Source organism: Nitrospirillum guanabarense, from assembly GCF_034653355.1.
In the GTDB taxonomy this organism is placed as follows: Bacteria; Pseudomonadota; Alphaproteobacteria; order Azospirillales; family Azospirillaceae; genus Nitrospirillum.
The window spans coordinates 1522200-1538347 of record NZ_JAYEER010000003.1; the positions used below are offsets into that span (position 1 = coordinate 1522200).

Below are 16148 nucleotides of genomic sequence, written 5' to 3' on the forward strand. Positions count from 1 at the left end.
AAGAGCCCATGGGACCGGTGCTACGCCAGGCCGCGATCTACGCGGCGACCCTCATCGCCTTCGTCGCCCTGGACGCCGTCTGGCTGACCCGCATGGTCGGGTTCTATCGCCAGGTCATGGGCGACATGGTGGCGGCCCAGCCGCGCCTGGGGCCGGCGGCCCTGTTCTATCTGCTGATGGCGGGCGGCATCGCCTTCTTCTGCGTGGAACCCGCGACGCGTACGGACGCGCCGGTGGTGCAGGCGCTGCTGCGCGGCGCCTTGTTCGGCCTTCTCACCTACGGCACCTACGACCTGACCAAACATGCCACCTTGCGCCTGTGGTCGGCGCGGCTGAGCGCGCTGGACATGGCCTGGGGGGCGGTCCTGACTGGCGTGGCCGCCGCGGCCGGCTGCGTCGCCGCCCTTTATTTCAGCAGGAATCCGTAGTGGCGGCCGCCGGCCGTGCGGTTGACCGTCTGGCCGGGGGTGTAGTCGAAGGTGTCGTCCAGGGTCAGGCGCACGAAAATGGGCTTGCCCATCATGTCCAGATGCGCCAGGTCCGCGATCTCATAATGCACATGGACCTTGCCGCCCGCCAATGACACCAGGGTGACGTCGCCGCCGATGCAGTCCTGGCCGTTGAATTTGGCCCGCACGTAATAGGTATCGCGCCCATCGGCCAGGACGGTGGATTCGACGCGGCGCACGTCCACCGGCGTCAGCGGCAATTCGATACGGTACATGGTCAGCACGTCGGTGCCCGTGGGGCGGGTGGTGTGCAGTTCCAGGGCGCAGGCGGCCTGCAGCATCTTCTGGTCCGGCCCGGGACCCATCGGGTCCTCGCTGGAACAGCCACCCAGCGCCAGGCCGGCGCCCAGGGCCAGGGCGGCCCCCATCTTCATCCCGTTTCGCATGCCATCCCCCGATGTGGTGTCCCCGGGGCGGTCGATCCCCACGTCAGCTAATCGCCCGAGGGGCGGCGGAGGGTCAAGGATCTATTCCGTGTCCCGCCGTGGCGGCCACGGGAAGAAGGCGCTGGTGCGCCGGCGATAGTCGGCGAACGCGGCGCCCCGCGACCGCGCCATATGCCCCTCCAGCGGCGGCAGGCCGGAGACATGGACCAGCAGGACATACATCAGGACGGGGCCGCCGGGCGCCAGCCAGCCCCAGGGCCAGACGCCTTCCGGTCCCGGCGCCAGGGCGAAGCAGGGGTAGGCCAGCCATCCCAGCCATTCGAAGAAATAGTTGGGATGGCGCGACCAGCGCCACAGGCCGGCATCGCACACCCGCCCGTGGGCATCGGGCCGCCGGCGAAAGCGGGCCAGTTGGGCGTCGGCCACCCCTTCGCCGGCGATCCCCACCAACAGCACCACCGTGCCCGACACGTCCCAGCCGCCGAGGCCGGGTGCCGGGTTGCGGGCGGCGGCGTAAACGGCAACCGTCAGCAAGGCTGCGGCCAGCGCCTGGCTTTGCAGGAACCAGAACAGGCGGATGGCGGCCCGCGATCCCCATACCCGCATCAGCTGGGCATATCGCGGATCATCACCGCCGCCCCGGGTGCGAACGGCGATGTGGGCGGCGAGCCGCGCCGACCATATCCCCACCAGCGTGGAGACCAGTATCTGCCGGGCGCTGGGGGGCGTTCCGTCCAAGGGCGCCAGCGCGGCGGCGAGGCCGCCCGCGCCGACGGCCAGCGACCAGCAGGCATCCACCCAGCCCGATTGGCGGGTCCGCCGCTGGACCACCCAGGCCAGGGCCATGACGGCGCACTGCCCGAGCGTGATGGCCGCCAGCGGGATGGCCGGCGCCAAGGGTCAGAGTCCCACCAGCGGCTGGACCAGGCGGCCCAACAGGCTGTGGATGCGCAGCCGGCCGCGCACGGCGATCAAGCACAGGCAATCGCCGTCAGGCGCCGCCAGCGGTTGGTGTTCCACGCTGGCGTCCACCGCCGCCATGTCGCCGGTGCCGAAGCGGCCGAAGGTGTCGCTGAAGGCGCCGTCGATGACGCAGGTGTATTCCTGGCCCCGATGGCCGTGCTTGGGAATGGTCATGCCCGCCGCCACCCGGAACAGCATGACCTTGTAGCCCTCCGCGGGGTCGACCCGCACGGCACGTCCCCGGATGCCGGGCGCCACGAACCGCCACGGGCCCAGGCGTTGGCGGCGCAGGGTGGGCGGCAGCACGGGATCGGGGTCGAGCGCCGGCGCATCCGGCGGCGCCCCGGCTAGCCGGACCCCATCCAGCTTGGCCAGCGTGCGCTCCAGCGCGTCGTCGGCCAGGGCCACCGGGCGCTGGTTGTTCAGCAGGGCGCCGCCCAGCGCCTCCCACGCCCGCACCTGGCGGCGGCATGCGGGACAGAAATCAAGATGGGTGGCGACCACCAGCGCCGGGCCATCGGGCAGCGTGCCGGCGGCATGGCGCGACAGCAGATCCGCATCGGGATGGTGGGTGGGGCAGGGCGGCGGCGGCGGCGGGCGCAGGGCGGCGGTCATGGTTCGGTTCCCGTCGGATCGATCAGGCCGCGCAGGCGGACCATGGCCAGGCGCAGGCGCGACTTGACCGTGCCCAGCGGGATGCCCAGGCGGCGGGCGATGTCGGGATGGGGCGCGTCTTCGAAGAAGGAAAGCCGCACCACAGCCAATTGATCCGGCGGCAAGGTGTCCAGCGTGGCGCGCAGGCGGTCCGCCGCCTCCGTGGCGAACACCAGATCGTCCGCCGGCTCCGGTTCGGGCGGCGTCAGGCTTTCCTGCGCCACGGCGGCCTCGGCCGCGCGGCTGCGCCGGGCGGCGTCGATGCGCAGGTTGCGGGCGATCGTGAAGATCCAGGTGGCGGCGTGCGCGCGGGACGGGTCGAAGATGGCGGCCTTGCGCCAGACGATCAGCATGGCCTCCTGCGCCAGTTCCTCGGCCTCCATGGCCGGCAGGCCGGTGGTCAGGAGATAGCTTTTGATGCGCGGGGCGTAGTGCCGGAACAAGGCCGAGAAGGCGGCGCGGTCGCCCTGGGTGGCGATGGCCCGGAGATGGCGGGCGTGCACATCCTCCAACACCACCGTGCCAGGCGCGGCCCCGGCCGCCGGACGGCCTTCCGGCGCGCTTCCGTCGCCGCCGCTGTTCACGCGGCCACCCTTGGGCCGAACCCAGGACGCGCCCAGCCGGCCGGGTGATGGCCGGCGGCGGGGGGATGGGCTTCGAAGGGTGCGGGCATCATGCATGCCATCCTATACGAACCACGACGGGTTCGGATCAGTCGCCGTATCGACTGATCCAGTATTCACCCTGGCGCGTATAGGGACCGCAAGCGTTTACTGCCGGGCGTGGGAGGCATGGGGCGGATGTCGGACATGGATACGGACATGGCGGTTGCGGGGAAACCCCTCGCCCCATCGTCCGGCCACAGCGTCTTCTACCGGGGGTGGGTGGCCCACCGCCGCGCCTGGCCGCGCCGCCACCACCTGCGGTATCGCGTCTGGTCCATGCTGCTGGACCTGGATGAACTGCCGGCCCTTGACCTGCGGCTGCGCCTTTTCTCCCACAACCGGTTCAACCTGCTGTCCTTCCACGACGCCGACCATGGCGACGGGTCCGGCCGGCCCTTGGCCGACCAGGTGGCGGGTCTGCTGGCCGAGGCCGGCGCCGGCTACGACGGCGGCGCCATCCGGCTGTGGTGCATGCCCCGCGTGTTGGGCTACGTCTTCAATCCCATCAGCATCTATTTCTGCCACCGCCGCGACGGGACGCTGTGCGCCCTGGTGCATGAGGTGAACAACACCTTCGGCCTACGGCACAGCTACGTCATTCCCGTGGATGGCCAGGCGGCGGCCGGCGGGGTGGTGCGCCAGCGCTGCGCCAAGCGCCTGCACGTCTCCCCCTTCCTGGACATGGACGCGCGCTACGAGTTCCGCGTGTCGCCGCCGGCGGACGGCCTGACCGTGGCGGTCCAGGTGCGCCCAGGTGACGGCCGGGATGGGCCTTGCGCGCCCATTCTTTCCGCCTGTTTCAGCGGGCGGCGCCATGCCTTGAGCGATGCCGGCATCCTGGCCGCCTGGGCGGCGCAGCCGCTGCTGACCTGGAAGGTCGTGGCCGCCATCCATTGGCAGGCCCTGAAGCTGTGGCTGAAGGGTGTGGGCTTCCGGCCCAGCCCGCCACCACCGCCCCGTTTCGTCACCATCGTCACCTCCGCCGATCCGGGCCTCTAGGACTTCACCACCCATGTCACTGGATGTTTCCCCGACCCCTCTGGCCTCGTTCCTACCCCTGCGGCGCCTGGCGGCCGTCCTGCTGTCGCGCATGATGGCACGGCTGGCCGTGGGGCAGGTCACGGTGCGATTGCCGGACGGCACCCGGCTGACGCGGCGGGCGGCGCGGCCGGGACCGGAGGGGGTGCTGGAGTTGCATCGCTGGCGCGCCGTGCGGCGGTTGGCCCTCGGCGGCGACATCGCCTTTGCCGACGCCTACGCCGATGGCGACTGGTCCAGTCCCGACCTGCCGGCCTTGCTGGAACTGGCGGCGCGCAACATTTCTTGGCTGGACGGCGCCATGGCCGGCACGCCGCTGGCCCGCATGATGAACCGGCTGGTGCACCGCGGCCGCGCCAACACGCGGGCTGGCAGCCGGCGCAACATCATCGCCCATTATGATTTGGGCAACGACTTCTATGCCCGCTGGCTGGACCGGGGCATGGCCTATTCCTCGGCCCTGTATACCGCCCCGGACCAGTCGCTGGAGGCCGCGCAGGGGACCAAGCTGGACCGCATCGTCCAACTGCTGGGCATCAGCGGCGGGGAACGGGTGCTGGAGATCGGCTGCGGCTGGGGTGGCCTGGCGGAACGGATCGCGCGCGAAGGCTGCCACGTCACCGGGTTGACCCTGTCGCCCGCGCAGTTGGCGGCGGCGCAGGACCGGCTGGTCGACGCCGATCTGGGCGGCCGCGCCGACCTGCGCCTGCAGGACTATCGCGATGTCACCGGCACCTATGACCGCGTCGTCTCCATCGAAATGCTGGAAGCGGTGGGGGAACGGTACTGGCCGCTTTATTTCCGCACCTTGCGCCAGCGCTTGGCTGACCGGGGGGTGGCGGTCCTGCAGGTCATCACCATCGACGACGCCCGCTTCGAGCAGTACCGCCGCGAGGTCGACTTCATCCAGCGCCACGTCTTTCCCGGCGGCATGCTGCCGTCGCCCACCCGCCTGGAACGGGAGGCGGCGGCGGCCGGCCTGCGACTGGACGGGGTGGAAACCTTCGGCGACAGCTACGCCCGTACGCTGGCGGAATGGCGACGCCGCTTCCACGCCGCCTGGACCGACATCCAGGACCAGGGATTCCCGCCCCGCTTCCGCCGGCTGTGGGACTATTACCTGGCGTATTGCGAGGCGGGTTTCCGCGCCGGCCTGATCGATGTCGGGCTCTACCGCCTGGTTCCGGCGGCGCCGGGCGTTTGAAATACAAGGGCGTCAAGCCACCTTGCGCAAGGGCTCCCGCACAGACAGGCGCACCTTCATGCCGGCGCGGGGGGCGCCAAGGGTGATGCCGCCCTCCGGCATCTGGGCCGCCAGCGGACCGGACAGCGCCTCGATATCAAAGGCGGTGACCAGCATCGCGGCCAGGGCCGTCAGCTCCGCCGTCGCCAATTGCGCGCCGATGCAGGTGCGCGGGCCGGCGCCGAAGGGCACATAGGCGAACTTGTCCTGTGGCGCGCCGTCCAGGAAGCGGGCGGGCTCGAGATCCAGGGGATCGGCCCATTGGTCAGGTTGGCGGTGCAGCGTCCAGGGGCACAGCAGGATCGAGGCCCCCTTGGGAATGGCGACGCCGGAGACCGTGTCGTCCGTCAGGGCCGTGCGCGCGAACCACCAGGCGCTGGGATAGAGGCGCAACACCTCCTGCACCATGGCGCGGGTGCGGGGCAGGTCGCGCAACAGGCCGGGGCGCAGTTCGCCATCGGCAGGCAACTTCTCCTCAATCTCCTGGCGCAGCCAAGCGGCCAGATCGGGACGTTGGGCCAGGGCGTAGGCCAGCCAGCAGCCGGCGGTCGCCGTGGTTTCGAACCCCGCCACCAGGGCGGTGATGGCCTCGTCCCGCATGACCGCCGGGCCGTACGCCTCGACCAGGGGGTGCAGGGCGGCCAGGAAGCCCTTGGGCGCCTGGGCGAAGCCGGCGATCTGGCGCTCCATCTCCGCGATGGCGCCGCGGAAGGCGCGACCCTCGCGCGTGGGCAGGTGCATGTCCAGGTCCACCAGCCGCCACATGGACAGGCTGAGATGGCGGTGGGCGACGCAGCCCGCCTGATAAATGGCGTCCGCGGCCGCTTCATTCTCCAGCCGTTCATGGAATAGCGCCGCCACCACCATGCGCATGGTCAGACGGCCCATCAGGCCGTGCAGGTCGACCTCCGCCCCGCTCATCCGGGCCAGGCGCCCGGCCTCTTGCGCCAGCACGCACAGGGCCAGTTCCAGGCCATGGTTCAGGCGGCTTTGTGAAAAGGCGGCCTTGGCGGCATGGCGGGCCGCTTCCCAGCGCGGACCGTTGGCGGTGACCAGGCCATCGCCGAACAGGGGGCGCAGGCGCGCCTGTTCCGCCCCCTTGCCATAGGCCTCACGGTTTTCCACCAGCACGCGCTGGAAACCCGCCGGGTGGCTGATCAGGAAGGCCGGCTTGGGCCCCAGGCGCAGGGCCACGGGGGCATCGGCGCCGATGCCGTGGCGCTCGACGAAGCCGATGGGATCGGCGGCGAAATCGGGCAGATCGCCCAGCAGGACGCGCCGCAGGCGGGTGATGAGGCTCATGGGATTGGTCTCCGTCAGGCGGCGCGCGGGTCGGCGCCGGTGGTGATCTCGGGTGAGGGAAGGGCATGGCTGGCGGCGTAGGACGGCACGTCCAGGGCGATGATCACGGCGTGGATGTCGCCCTTGTGACCCTGTCCGACATGGACAGGGGCCGTCTCCTCCGCCACCGGCAAGCCGCACAGGCGCACGAAGCGGCCGAAGGCGGGCTCCACCACCGCGATCAGGCGGTTGGCGTCGCGCGCGACGCCGAAGGCGCCGATGGCCTGCACCAGCACTTTGCCCACGGCGCGCCGATTGGTCACGTCGGGGCAAATGACGAAGCGGCTGATTTCCCACACGTCGGGGGCCCGGGGGGCCGGTCTATCCCCCAACAGCATGGGAAAGTCACGTTCCAGCAGATAGGGTTCGGTGGTGGGCAGGGCACGCCAATAGCCCACCATGCGCCCCCCTTGCAGGGCCGCGCAGTGCCAGGCCTTCCGGTCGAATCCGTCGAACTCCAGCAGGTCGACCGAGGCCACGTCCCAGCCTAAGCCTTCACGAAAAACCCGGTGCCGCAACCGCCAGGCTTGGGCCAGCAGTTCCGGCGACTCCGGTCCTGAAAAACTCACGACGCGCAACGATGACATGGTCCAACTCCGCCCGTTTTTCCGGGGTCAGTACGACATCGTTAGGGGTCTCGAAAAAGCTGGGCAAATGCCGGGGTATTCCCTCGCGCCGGCCGTGTCGAGGCATCCACCCACGATGAAGAGATGGCCATGCGAAAGATCGAGGATATGTTGTCGGCCTTCACATCCGCCGGAACGTTGGCCGATTTGAAAAATGCCCTGGATCGGCAGGTCGCCGATTTGGGCTTCGCCGCCACCAGTTATGTTGATTTGCGACGCCTTCCGATTGCCGATGAGCCTGTTCCGTTCTACCAAACGTCGTTACGGGCGGACTTTCTAGAGACGTATCTGGCAGAGGATCTTCTGGGGTACGACCCCGTGGTCACCCGGGCGGCCACCACCAATTCACCCTTCACCTGGGCCGATGTTCCTGAATTCCGACCGGCCAGGGGTGGCGGTCGTGGGGCGCGCAACCGGGCGCGGCAGGTCATGGATATCGCCCGGGACTTCGGCTACCGCCAGGGCTTCGTGCTGCCGCTGCACGCGGTGGACGGTCATGGCTTCCCCGCCTCCGCCCTGATCAGCCTGTTCTGGCGGCAGGACCCGGACCTGTTGGACCGGTCGGAACACCGGCCGACCTGGCTGCGGCTGGCCGGTTCCTTCTACCATGAGCGGGCGCTGGACCTGCGCCGCGACATGTCGCCGCCCCCGCTGGTCCCGCCCTCGCTGACGGATCGGGAGCGGGAATGCCTGGTGTGGGCCTGCCGAGGCAAGACGCGGGCGGAAACCGCCGACATCATGGGGGTTTCCGATCGCACGGTGGAATTCCACCTGACCAACACCATGCGCAAGCTGGGGGTGCACAGCAAGTATCACGCCATCGCGGTCGCGGTGCAGTTGCGGCTGATCGCGCCTTAAAAAGGGCGGCGACTGATCCGGATCAAGTGATGCGGCCGGCGCATGGTTTATGGCTGGAGGCAGATCCTGATCCGGACGTCGCCCATGCACGACCATCTATCCATGCTGCAATCCGCCCCCCTCAGCCTGCCCGCGCTGATGGCCGCCGTGTTCATGGCCGGCCTGACCGGCGGTTTTGGCCATTGTGTCGGGATGTGCGGCCCCTTCGTGCTGGCCCAGGTGGGCGCGGCGGGGGTGGCGTCCGGCCCGACGCTGGCGCGGCCTGGCGGCGCCCTGCTGCTGCCCTATCATCTGGGGCGCATGACCACCTATGCCACCTTGGGCGCGGTGGCGGGCGGCCTGTCCGCCCTGGTGATGCGGGCAACCGAGTACCGCTGGCTGCTGGCCCTGTTCCTCGGGATCGCGGCGCTGCTGTTCCTGCGTCAAGGGCTGGCGGGCCTGGGCCGGATGGCGCCGCGGCTGCTGCGCCTGGTTCCCGCGGGGCGGTTCAGCCTGGGGACGACCGGGGCCGCCCGTCTGACGGCCGTGCTGGCACGGCCCCTGCGGCGGCTGTTCGCCGACCCGCGCGGGCTCAACGGCTATTTCCTGGGCGTGCTGCTGGGCTTCATTCCCTGCGGCATGGTCTACGCCGCCCTGGCGGTGGCGGTCAGCAGCGGGTCCGCCGCCGGCGGCGCCCTGGTCCTGGCGGCTTTCGCGCTGGGTACGGTACCCAGCCTGGTGACCGTGGCGGTGGCGGGGCGGGCGGTGGGCCGGCAGTTCGCCGGCTTGGCCGCCTGGGTCACGCCGCCGCTCATGCTATTGAACGCCGCCCTGCTGTTCAGCCTGGCTTTCGGCGTGCTGGACCGGTCGCCATTTTAAGCGGCGCAGAGGGCGCGCGCCCGCTCAATGGCGGCCAGGACGGCCCGCCGCCGGGTCCAGGGCAAGAAGTGCCCGGCCCCCTCCAGCGTGCGCACCTCCACCATGGCATGGGTCAGGTGGCGCTGCAGATAGGCGACGTTGCCGTAAGGCGATTCCCGGTCGGCGGTGCCGTGCAGGATGACGACGGGACAGCGCAACTGGCCCAGGTCGCGCGCCAGCGCGCGCAGCTCCGGCACGATGGTCAACAGTTCCCGGTTGGCATTGCGCAGGGGGCGGGGCAGCAGGCGGCGCCACGGCTCCCGGTTCGCCCAGGGCTGTAGCGGGTGCTGGTGCTCCAGGTCCGGATCGAAGGAGGTCGCGACCAGCACCAGTGCCGCCACGCGGTGGGGCTGCTCCAGGGCCAGGCGGGCCACCACCGGGCCGCCCATCGAATGGCCCACCAGGATGGCCGGCGGGTTCGCGGGGTTCAGCGACAGCAGCGGCGCCAGGCGTCCCGCCTGCGCCTTCAGGCCGATCAGCGCCTGTTTCGGCTCGCTGCGGCCGAAGCCCGGCCGGTTCGGCGCCAGCAGTGACACGCCCTGGGGCCCGTGGCCCAGGAACCAGCGCCAGCCGCCCGCGCTGCCCGGCGTGCCGTGCACCATGATGATGGGGCGCGCGGCCTGTTCCACCGGGTCGGGCCCGGCGGCCAGGACGCTCAGGCCGTGGACACCGACGGACAGCCGGTGAACCAGGTTCATTCCGAACCGCCGCACCCGCCGTCGCCCTGGCGGTAGGGGCTTTCGGCCATCAGCGCCCCGATATCGGCGGCGACGCCTTCCCGTTCCCGTTCCACGAAATCGGCCACGGCGCGGCGCAGAGCGGGATCGACGATGTAGTGGGCGCTGTAGGTGGTGACCGGCAGGTATCCCCGCTGCACCTTGTGTTCCCCCTGCGCGCCCGCCTCCACCCGTTTCAGCCCGCGCTCGATGGCGAATTCGATGGCGCGGTAGTAGCAGGCCTCGAAATGCAGGAAGGGGTAGTCGCCGGCCGAACCCCAGTTGCGGCCGTACAGGGTGTCATCGCTCATCAGGTTCAGCGCACCGCCCACCCAGGTGGGTTTGCCCCCATCGTCCAGGCGGGCGGGGTCTCGGGCCATGACCAGAACGACGCTGTCCGCCATCTCGGCCCCGAGCCGGTGGAAGAAATCCTCCGTCAGGTAAGCCCAGCCCCATTTGCGGTCGCTGGTGGCGTTGTACAGGCGGAAGAAAGCGTCCCAGTGTTCCTCCCGCAGATCGGCGCCCGTGAGTGTCAGGACTTCCACGCCGCTGTCGGCCACGGCCTGGCGTTCCTTGCGTACCGCCTTGCGCTTGCGGCTGCTGAAGGCGGCCAGGAAGTCGGCGAAGTCGCGATAGTCCCGGTTCTCCCAGTGGTACTGGATGCCGTGGCGGTCCAGCCAGCCGGCGCCGGTCAGGGTGGCGCGATCCTCCGGCGTGGGGAAGGTGACATGGACGGACGACAGCTTGTTGTCCACCGCCGCGCTGCGCAACGCCGCCACCATCAGGCGGCGGACGCCGTCGGGGTCGGGGCAGCCGGGATCGGCCAGCAGCCGCGGCCCGGTCACGGGCGTGAAGGGGACGGAGACCTGAAGCTTGGGATAATACTCCCCGCCCGCCCGCTCATAGGCGTTGGCCCAGCCCTGGTCGAACACGTATTCGCCATAGGAATGGGACTTCAGGTACAGGGGCGCGGCCCCCACCAGGCGGCCCTGGGCGTCGCGCACCGTCAGGTGCTGCGGCAGCCAGCCGGTCTTGCGCCCGACGGAGCCGCTGTCCTCCAGGATGCGCAGGAAGGTGTGACGGGTGAACGGATGGCCGGGATAGGCGTCGCCGGCCGCCAGGCGGTCCCAATCCGCCGCGTCCAGCGCGTCGATGCGCGGGGCCACGGCCACCTTGAGACCCGCTGTCCAGTCACTGCTTCCATCCGCCATCGCTAAATCCATTCCGGCCGGTACCGACGTTAATAGTCGGGTGCCGGCCGGCATTTAACAAGGGTGGGCGAACCAGTGCGCGGTTTTAGAGCACTTCGAAGATGGCCTCGACCTCGACGGCCACGCCCAACGGCAGGGCCGCGGCGCTGACGGCGGAGCGGGCGTGGCGGCCGGCGTCGCCGAACACCTGGACGAAGGTCTCCGAGGCGCCGTTGACGACCTTGGGCTGGTCGGTGAAGTCACCGGTGGAATTGACGAAGCCCACCAGCTTCACCACCCGCACCACACGGTCCAGGTCGCCGTCCAGGGCGGCCTTGGCTTGGGCGATCAGGTTCAGGGCGCACAGGCGGGCCGCTTCCTGGCCCTGCTCGATGGTGAACCCGTCGCCCAGCTTGCCGACGCCGCGCAACTCGCCATTCCAGAACGGCACCTGGCCGGACAGGAACAGGGTGTTGCCGGTGCGCACGGCCGGGACATAGGCCGCCACCGGAATGGCCGGGGTCGGCAGCTCGATGGCGAGTTCTTTCAGACGGGCGTCGATACGGCCGGCCATGTCTTCCTCCTAAAGGGCTACGATTGAAACGGTTCTTGGGGCCGGACCATAGCGCCATCGGGCGCCGGCAGCCAGCCGCGGCGTGTGAAGCTATCGCGTAAAAATCGGGTGGTCAGCACCGCCATGGCCGCGCCCCCCAACACGTCGGACGGATAGTGCGCGCCCACCCACAGCCGAGTGGTGGACAGCGCCAAGGCCAGCGCCAGCAGCCCCAGTCGTCCGCGCGGCCACAGGATGCCCACCGACAGAGCCAGCGCCACCAGCGTGTCGGCATGGCCGGAGGGGAAGGAATAATAGCGGAAGCCCATGTGGAAGGGTTGGGGCCAGACGATGCCTTCGGTCAGGAACATGACCGGCCGGGGACGGCCCACCATGGCCTTGACGGCGTCCACCGCCAGGCCGGACAGGGCGACGGCCAGGAAGACGAAGGTCACGGCACCCAGCCAGCGGCCCAGCCGTTCACGCTGCGCCCCCTCCGCCTGGGCGCGGGCGGTCACCAGGGCGATGGTCGCCAGGCCGAGGGGCACCAGGCTGTACAGGCTGTCGCCCGTCCGTGTCAGATGGTGGCTGAGGGCCCTGGTCCACGGCGGCAGCTCGGCCGCCCACAGGGTGAAGGGCCGGTCGACCCACAGGATCAGGGCCGCCTCCAGCATCAGGAAGCCGGCCCAGATCATCAACGTACTGCGGCTCACGGCTGCGGCGTCGCCGGTGCCGGCTGGTCCACGGGCGGCTGGGGGGCGTTGACCGGCGCGCCGGCGCGGTACAGGGCCAGGTTGGCCCAGTTGCCGCGGGAGTAGTTGAAGCCCCGGAAGTGCTTGATCAACTCCGGCGACAGCCCGCGCGCGGCCAACTGGGCGGCGAAGGCCGGCTCCTCCTTGTCACGTACCAGCGCCAGGGCGCAGCCGGGGTCGTCCGCCAGGTGGTTGGCCACCATGTCGGGTTCACCCAGCCTGGTCTTGGTGCCTACCAGGAAGACCAGGCTGGGCTCGGTGTAGCCGGCCGCCGCCAGCACGGTGGTGGGGCACAGGCGGTGATCGGCCACGGCCTGGGCGATGGCGGGGCTCAGCCACATGGCCTTGAGGCTTGGCATGACCAGCCCCAGGATGGTGATCATGCTGAGGGCGCCGCCGGCGGCGACCCCCAGGGTCAGCCGCTTCAGGCAGCCGATACGCTCCAGCACCACGAAGGCGATGCCGGTGGCCAGCGCCAGGCCGCCGGCGACGAAGCCGGCTGGCAGGTTGGTGCCTTCCAGCCGCAGGGGCGCGCCGGCGCCCAGCACGGCCACGGCGCCGGTGACGGCCAGGTACAGGACGATGATCGCCCAGCGGCCGATGCGGCCGGCGATGGCGGGCCGGGCACGTTCCTGCCGGGGGATGTTGCGGTTGGCCGCCTTTTCCGCCGCCGCCCTGGCGTCGATGCGCGACAGCAGGGCGGCCATGCCCAGGAATGCCAGGGCGGGGAAGGTGGGCAGGACGTAGTGGGGCAGCTTGGTCGCCACCGCCTCGAAGATCAGCCAAGTGGGCACGATCCAGGCCAGGCAGAAGCGCACGGCGTCGTCATGGCGGCGGCGCCACGCCCAGGCGGCGCCCAGGCCCACCAGCAGGCTGCCCGGCCAGAAGCTGAGCCAGAAGGTGATGAGGTAATAGCCCGGCGGGCCGGCGTGCTTCTCCTGCCCCGAATTCACCTTGCCCAGGAACTCATGCCCGATGGCGTCGGCGAAGAACTGCCCCTTGGTGGCAATGGCGATCAGAATGGCCCAGGGCAGGACCATGGCCAGCACGATGGCCAGGCCGGGCAGGGGACGCAGCCCCTTCAACCAGGACCAGTCCCGGTCGGCGAAGCCCAGGGTGACGACACTGCCCAGCACGGGCAGCAGGATGACCGGTCCCTTGATCAGGATGCCGACGCCCAGGGCGATCCAGAAGGTCAGTGTCAGGCCCCAGGTGGGGGGCATGGGCTTGCGCCGGTCGAGATAGACGCGGCCTAGGGCGCCCATGGCCGCCACGACGCTGGCCAGCAGCACGGCGTCGGTCTTGGCCATGCGCGCCTCGACGCCCAGCAGCACGCAGACCGACATGAGAAGCGCGGCGCCGAAGCCGGCGGTGGCGCCGAACAGCAACTGTCCCGCCCAGGCGGTCAGCAGCACGGCGGCGACGGCCCCGATGAGCGAGGGCAGGCGGTAGGCCCAGATGGGCGTGGTCTCGGGGTCATGCTCGCCGGTGACGGCCTGCACCGCCGTCACCGTGGCGCTCTGCAGCCAGTGGATGCCCACCGGCTTCTTGTTCCGCGCCTCGTCCTGGAAACGGATAGAAACGAAGTCGCGCGTTTCCAGCATCTGCCGCGTCGCCTGGGCGAAACGGCTCTCGTCCCGGTCGAAGGGGGGATGGTGGTGAAACCCGGCAGGAAGGTCGCCAGCGCCAGCAGCGCCAGGATGACATAGTGCACGGGCCGCAGGACGGCGGGGCGGAAGGTGTCGTTCATCGATCAGGCGGTCCCGTCAGGTCGCGGTGGCGGCTTCGGCGCGCTTATGCTTGTGGATCAGGTGCAGGTTGCGGGTGTAGACAACCAGGCCCGGCAACTGGCCGGCGATGATGACCAAGTCGGGTTTCAGCAGGCCGTACAGCAGCACCAGGGCGCCGCCCGCGAGGCTGAAATACCAGAAGGCGACGGGCACGACGCTGCGGCCGGCCCGCTCGCTGGAAATCCACTGCACGATGAAGCGCGACATGAACATGGCCTGGCCGAACAGGCCGAAGGCGGCGATCCAGCCGTTCTTGCCCAGCGCTTCCTGCCACCAGTGCATCAGGAACTGCGCGATGTGGTCCCATACCATGGGTCAGACCTCCCGCGCCGTGCCGGGCATGGTGTTCCGCCGCAGCATCCATAGCATGCCCAGCAGATCGAAGAAGCCCACGAAGGCGCGGCCGATGTTGGTGTATTTGGACCGGCCGGCGTGGCGCTTGCGGTCGTTGATGGGCACGTTGGCCATCTTCCAGCCGCTGTAGGTGGCGACCGTGGGAATGAAGCGGTGCACGGCGTCGAACTGCGGCAGTTCCAGCATGGCGGCGCGGTGCACCAGCTTGAAACCGCAGCCCGTGTCGGGGCATCCATCGCGCAGCAGGGCGCGGCGGATGCCATTGCCCAGGCGCGAGGTGACCTTCTTGGCCAGGGTGTCGTCGCGGCGGCGGCGTATGCCGCATACCACCTTCACCTCCGCATCCCGTTCCACCGCCGCCAGCATGGGCGCGATGTCACGGGGATCGTTCTGCATGTCGCCGTCCACCATCATGATCCAGTCGGTCCTGGCGGCGTGGCAGCCCGTGCGGATGGCGCGGCTTTTGCCCGCCCGCCTGCCATGGCGGATGACACGCACGAAGGGGTACTTGGCCTTGGCCCGCTGCAGCTCATCCGGCGTGTTGTCCGTGCTGCCGTCGTCGACGAACAGAACCTCATATTCCCCGGGATAGGGGGCGACGGCTTGCAGTTCTTCCAGCAGCGGCAGGATGTTCCCCTGCTCGTTCAGGACGGAAATCAGGATGGTGTAGCGCAAACCCATCACCTCGGGGCACGAAGGGCACAGAAATAGGCCGGGCCGCCGCCCGGCAAGGGCGGCCCGGATCGTTTGGGCCAGAAAGCTACAGATTGCCGCCAGCGTCAACAAGGGCGGCCTTGTCCCGCCGGCCGCATAGGGCAGGGGTGCCCTGCGGCGGGGCGCCTTCAACGCCGCCGCCCCGGGATCTCCCGGCGTGTGAGGGACGGGCCGGTCAGGCCACCGAGGCCAGGGGGGTGGCCATGGCCAGCACATCGGCCACGCTGACGCCGCGCACGCCGGCCGCCATCCAGTCTCGGCGGGCGGCGGCGAGCGAGCCGTGCAGGTCGATGGCGCGGCAAGCGTCTTCGACGATCAGCGCCTCGAAGCCCAGGCGGGCGGCATCGGTGGCGGAGTAGGCCACGCAATAGTCCGTCGCCAGCCCCGCCAGGTAGACCCGGTGGATACCCCGCTCACGCAGGGCGCCGGCCAGCCCGGTGGGCGTCACCCGGTCGTTCTCGAAAAAGGCGGAGTAGCTGTCGATCTGGGGGCGGAAGCCCTTGCGCACCACCAGCTGCGCCTTTTCCATCGCCGGCGCCAGGCCGGGGTGGAACGCCGCGCCGGATGTCCCCTGGACGCAGTGGTCGGGCCACAGCATCTGGGGGCCATAGGGCATCTGCACCATGTCGTAGGGCCGATGGCCGGGATGGGCGCTGGCGAAGGAGTGGTGGCCGGCCGGGTGCCAGTCCTGGGTCAGGATCACGGTATTGAAATGGGCGGCCAGCTCGTTGGCCGGCCCCACCACCGCGTCGCCGTCCGCAACTGCCAGGGCGCCGCCGGGGCAGAAGTCATTCTGGATGTCGATCAGGATCAAGGCATCGGTGTCAGTGTGCATGGAGGACGACCTGGCGTTCAAAAGGGCGGTTTCCGCGATGGGGGCAGGGTCGCGGGACGGCGTT

General features: G+C 70.0%; 19 protein-coding genes. 5 read left to right on the top strand and 14 right to left on the bottom strand.

Translation table 11 applies throughout. The annotated features are described in order from the left end of the window. Positions 1-8 precede the first annotated feature (8 nt). On the top strand, positions 9-428 hold the full coding sequence (locus UAA55_RS16010) for a DUF2177 family protein (RefSeq protein ID WP_322953964.1): 420 nt from the start codon (positions 9-11) through the stop codon (positions 426-428). Here UAA55_RS16010 and UAA55_RS16015 read toward each other — a convergent pair. From UAA55_RS16015 to UAA55_RS16030, 4 genes are all read right to left on the bottom strand, one after another. Beyond that, the gene (locus tag UAA55_RS16015) at positions 407-895 is read right to left on the bottom strand and encodes a hypothetical protein (protein ID WP_322953965.1); all 489 of its coding nucleotides are present in this window, start codon (positions 893-895) and stop codon (positions 407-409) included. The two genes, UAA55_RS16010 and UAA55_RS16015, sit on opposite strands and share 22 nt — an antisense overlap. Positions 896-976: 81 nt before the next feature. Next, complete coding sequence (locus UAA55_RS16020) at positions 977-1792, bottom strand: DUF1295 domain-containing protein (protein ID WP_322953966.1); 816 nt, start codon at positions 1790-1792, stop codon at positions 977-979. A 3-nt stretch (positions 1793-1795) separates the two neighbouring features. Beyond that, a complete protein-coding gene (locus UAA55_RS16025) occupies positions 1796-2473 on the bottom strand; it encodes a ChrR family anti-sigma-E factor (RefSeq protein ID WP_322953967.1) in 678 nt (225 codons plus the stop codon). Continuing rightward, on the bottom strand, positions 2470-3192 hold the full coding sequence (locus tag UAA55_RS16030; RefSeq protein ID WP_322953968.1) for a sigma-70 family RNA polymerase sigma factor: 723 nt from the start codon (positions 3190-3192) through the stop codon (positions 2470-2472). Before UAA55_RS16030 ends, UAA55_RS16025 begins: the two co-directional genes overlap by 4 nt. A 120-nt stretch (positions 3193-3312) precedes the next feature. Here UAA55_RS16030 and UAA55_RS16035 point away from each other — a divergent pair, with 120 nt between their 5' ends. Together UAA55_RS16035 and UAA55_RS16040 are read left to right on the top strand one after the other, a co-directional pair. Further along, positions 3313-4176: a DUF1365 domain-containing protein gene (locus UAA55_RS16035; RefSeq protein WP_322953969.1), complete on the top strand. Its 864-nt coding sequence runs from the start codon at positions 3313-3315 to the stop codon at positions 4174-4176. A gap of 13 nt (positions 4177-4189) precedes the next feature. After that, positions 4190-5419, top strand: coding sequence for a cyclopropane-fatty-acyl-phospholipid synthase family protein (locus UAA55_RS16040; protein ID WP_322953970.1), 1230 nt, complete (start codon positions 4190-4192; stop codon positions 5417-5419). A 12-nt stretch (positions 5420-5431) separates the two neighbouring features. Here UAA55_RS16040 and UAA55_RS16045 read toward each other — a convergent pair whose 3' ends face one another. Both UAA55_RS16045 and UAA55_RS16050 read right to left on the bottom strand, forming a co-directional pair. Further along, a complete protein-coding gene (locus UAA55_RS16045; RefSeq protein WP_322953971.1) occupies positions 5432-6760 on the bottom strand; it encodes a cytochrome P450 in 1329 nt (442 codons plus the stop codon). Positions 6761-6774: 14 nt separating this feature from the next. Continuing rightward, on the bottom strand, positions 6775-7386 hold the full coding sequence (locus tag UAA55_RS16050) for an acyl-homoserine-lactone synthase (protein ID WP_322953972.1): 612 nt from the start codon (positions 7384-7386) through the stop codon (positions 6775-6777). 129 nt (positions 7387-7515) lie between these two features. Here UAA55_RS16050 and UAA55_RS16055 point away from each other — a divergent pair, with 129 nt between their 5' ends. Together UAA55_RS16055 and UAA55_RS16060 are read left to right on the top strand one after the other, a co-directional pair. Beyond that, on the top strand, positions 7516-8283 hold the full coding sequence (locus UAA55_RS16055) for a LuxR family transcriptional regulator (protein ID WP_322953973.1): 768 nt from the start codon (positions 7516-7518) through the stop codon (positions 8281-8283). Between the two features lie 84 nt (positions 8284-8367). Beyond that, positions 8368-9141 (top strand): sulfite exporter TauE/SafE family protein, encoded by a 774-nt coding sequence (locus UAA55_RS16060; RefSeq protein ID WP_322953974.1) that lies wholly within the window; start codon positions 8368-8370, stop codon positions 9139-9141. Here the strand turns inward: UAA55_RS16060 and UAA55_RS16065 are convergent. The 8 genes from UAA55_RS16065 to pncA form a co-directional block, all read right to left on the bottom strand. Further along, positions 9138-9878 (bottom strand): alpha/beta fold hydrolase, encoded by a 741-nt coding sequence (locus UAA55_RS16065; protein ID WP_322953975.1) that lies wholly within the window; start codon positions 9876-9878, stop codon positions 9138-9140. The genes UAA55_RS16060 and UAA55_RS16065 overlap by 4 nt on opposite strands. Then, a complete protein-coding gene (locus UAA55_RS16070; RefSeq protein WP_322953976.1) occupies positions 9875-11107 on the bottom strand; it encodes a GNAT family N-acetyltransferase in 1233 nt (410 codons plus the stop codon). The genes UAA55_RS16065 and UAA55_RS16070 overlap by 4 nt, the downstream gene beginning before the upstream one ends. A gap of 85 nt (positions 11108-11192) precedes the next feature. Further along, complete coding sequence (locus tag UAA55_RS16075) at positions 11193-11660, bottom strand: RidA family protein (protein WP_322953977.1); 468 nt, start codon at positions 11658-11660, stop codon at positions 11193-11195. Between the two features lie 17 nt (positions 11661-11677). After that, positions 11678-12352, bottom strand: a complete 675-nt coding sequence (locus tag UAA55_RS16080; RefSeq protein WP_322953978.1) for a phosphatase PAP2 family protein — start codon at positions 12350-12352, stop codon at positions 11678-11680. After that, positions 12349-13995 carry an ArnT family glycosyltransferase gene (locus UAA55_RS16085; protein ID WP_322953979.1) on the bottom strand — a complete coding sequence of 549 codons (1647 nt, stop codon included), beginning with the start codon at positions 13993-13995 and terminating at the stop codon, positions 12349-12351. Before UAA55_RS16085 ends, UAA55_RS16080 begins: the two co-directional genes overlap by 4 nt. A gap of 162 nt (positions 13996-14157) precedes the next feature. Next, entirely contained in the window at positions 14158-14493 is a 336-nt protein-coding gene (locus tag UAA55_RS16090) for a lipid-A-disaccharide synthase N-terminal domain-containing protein (RefSeq protein ID WP_322953980.1), read from the bottom strand. A gap of 3 nt (positions 14494-14496) precedes the next feature. Then, positions 14497-15210: a glycosyltransferase family 2 protein gene (locus tag UAA55_RS16095; RefSeq protein ID WP_322953981.1), complete on the bottom strand. Its 714-nt coding sequence runs from the start codon at positions 15208-15210 to the stop codon at positions 14497-14499. Between the two features lie 214 nt (positions 15211-15424). Next, positions 15425-16084, bottom strand: a complete 660-nt coding sequence (gene pncA / locus UAA55_RS16100; protein WP_322953982.1) for a bifunctional nicotinamidase/pyrazinamidase — start codon at positions 16082-16084, stop codon at positions 15425-15427. Positions 16085-16148 lie beyond the last annotated feature (64 nt).

Coding starts and splice junctions, on each gene's coding strand:
- UAA55_RS16075 (WP_322953977.1), bottom strand. CDS start 11,660: ATGGCCGGCCGTATCGACGCCCGTCTGAAAGAACTCGCCATCGAGCTG.
- UAA55_RS16040 (WP_322953970.1), top strand. CDS start 4,190: ATGTCACTGGATGTTTCCCCGACCCCTCTGGCCTCGTTCCTACCCCTG.
- UAA55_RS16035 (WP_322953969.1), top strand. CDS start 3,313: ATGTCGGACATGGATACGGACATGGCGGTTGCGGGGAAACCCCTCGCC.
- UAA55_RS16090 (WP_322953980.1), bottom strand. CDS start 14,493: ATGGTATGGGACCACATCGCGCAGTTCCTGATGCACTGGTGGCAGGAA.
- UAA55_RS16045 (WP_322953971.1), bottom strand. CDS start 6,760: ATGAGCCTCATCACCCGCCTGCGGCGCGTCCTGCTGGGCGATCTGCCC.
- UAA55_RS16055 (WP_322953973.1), top strand. CDS start 7,516: ATGCGAAAGATCGAGGATATGTTGTCGGCCTTCACATCCGCCGGAACG.
- UAA55_RS16010 (WP_322953964.1), top strand. CDS start 9: ATGGGACCGGTGCTACGCCAGGCCGCGATCTACGCGGCGACCCTCATC.
- UAA55_RS16015 (WP_322953965.1), bottom strand. CDS start 895: ATGCGAAACGGGATGAAGATGGGGGCCGCCCTGGCCCTGGGCGCCGGC.
- UAA55_RS16025 (WP_322953967.1), bottom strand. CDS start 2,473: ATGACCGCCGCCCTGCGCCCGCCGCCGCCGCCGCCCTGCCCCACCCAC.
- UAA55_RS16085 (WP_322953979.1), bottom strand. CDS start 13,995: ATGCTGGAAACGCGCGACTTCGTTTCTATCCGTTTCCAGGACGAGGCG.
- UAA55_RS16030 (WP_322953968.1), bottom strand. CDS start 3,192: ATGCATGATGCCCGCACCCTTCGAAGCCCATCCCCCCGCCGCCGGCCA.
- UAA55_RS16050 (WP_322953972.1), bottom strand. CDS start 7,386: ATGTCATCGTTGCGCGTCGTGAGTTTTTCAGGACCGGAGTCGCCGGAA.
- UAA55_RS16060 (WP_322953974.1), top strand. CDS start 8,368: ATGCACGACCATCTATCCATGCTGCAATCCGCCCCCCTCAGCCTGCCC.
- UAA55_RS16065 (WP_322953975.1), bottom strand. CDS start 9,878: ATGAACCTGGTTCACCGGCTGTCCGTCGGTGTCCACGGCCTGAGCGTC.
- UAA55_RS16070 (WP_322953976.1), bottom strand. CDS start 11,107: ATGGCGGATGGAAGCAGTGACTGGACAGCGGGTCTCAAGGTGGCCGTG.
- pncA (WP_322953982.1), bottom strand. CDS start 16,084: ATGCACACTGACACCGATGCCTTGATCCTGATCGACATCCAGAATGAC.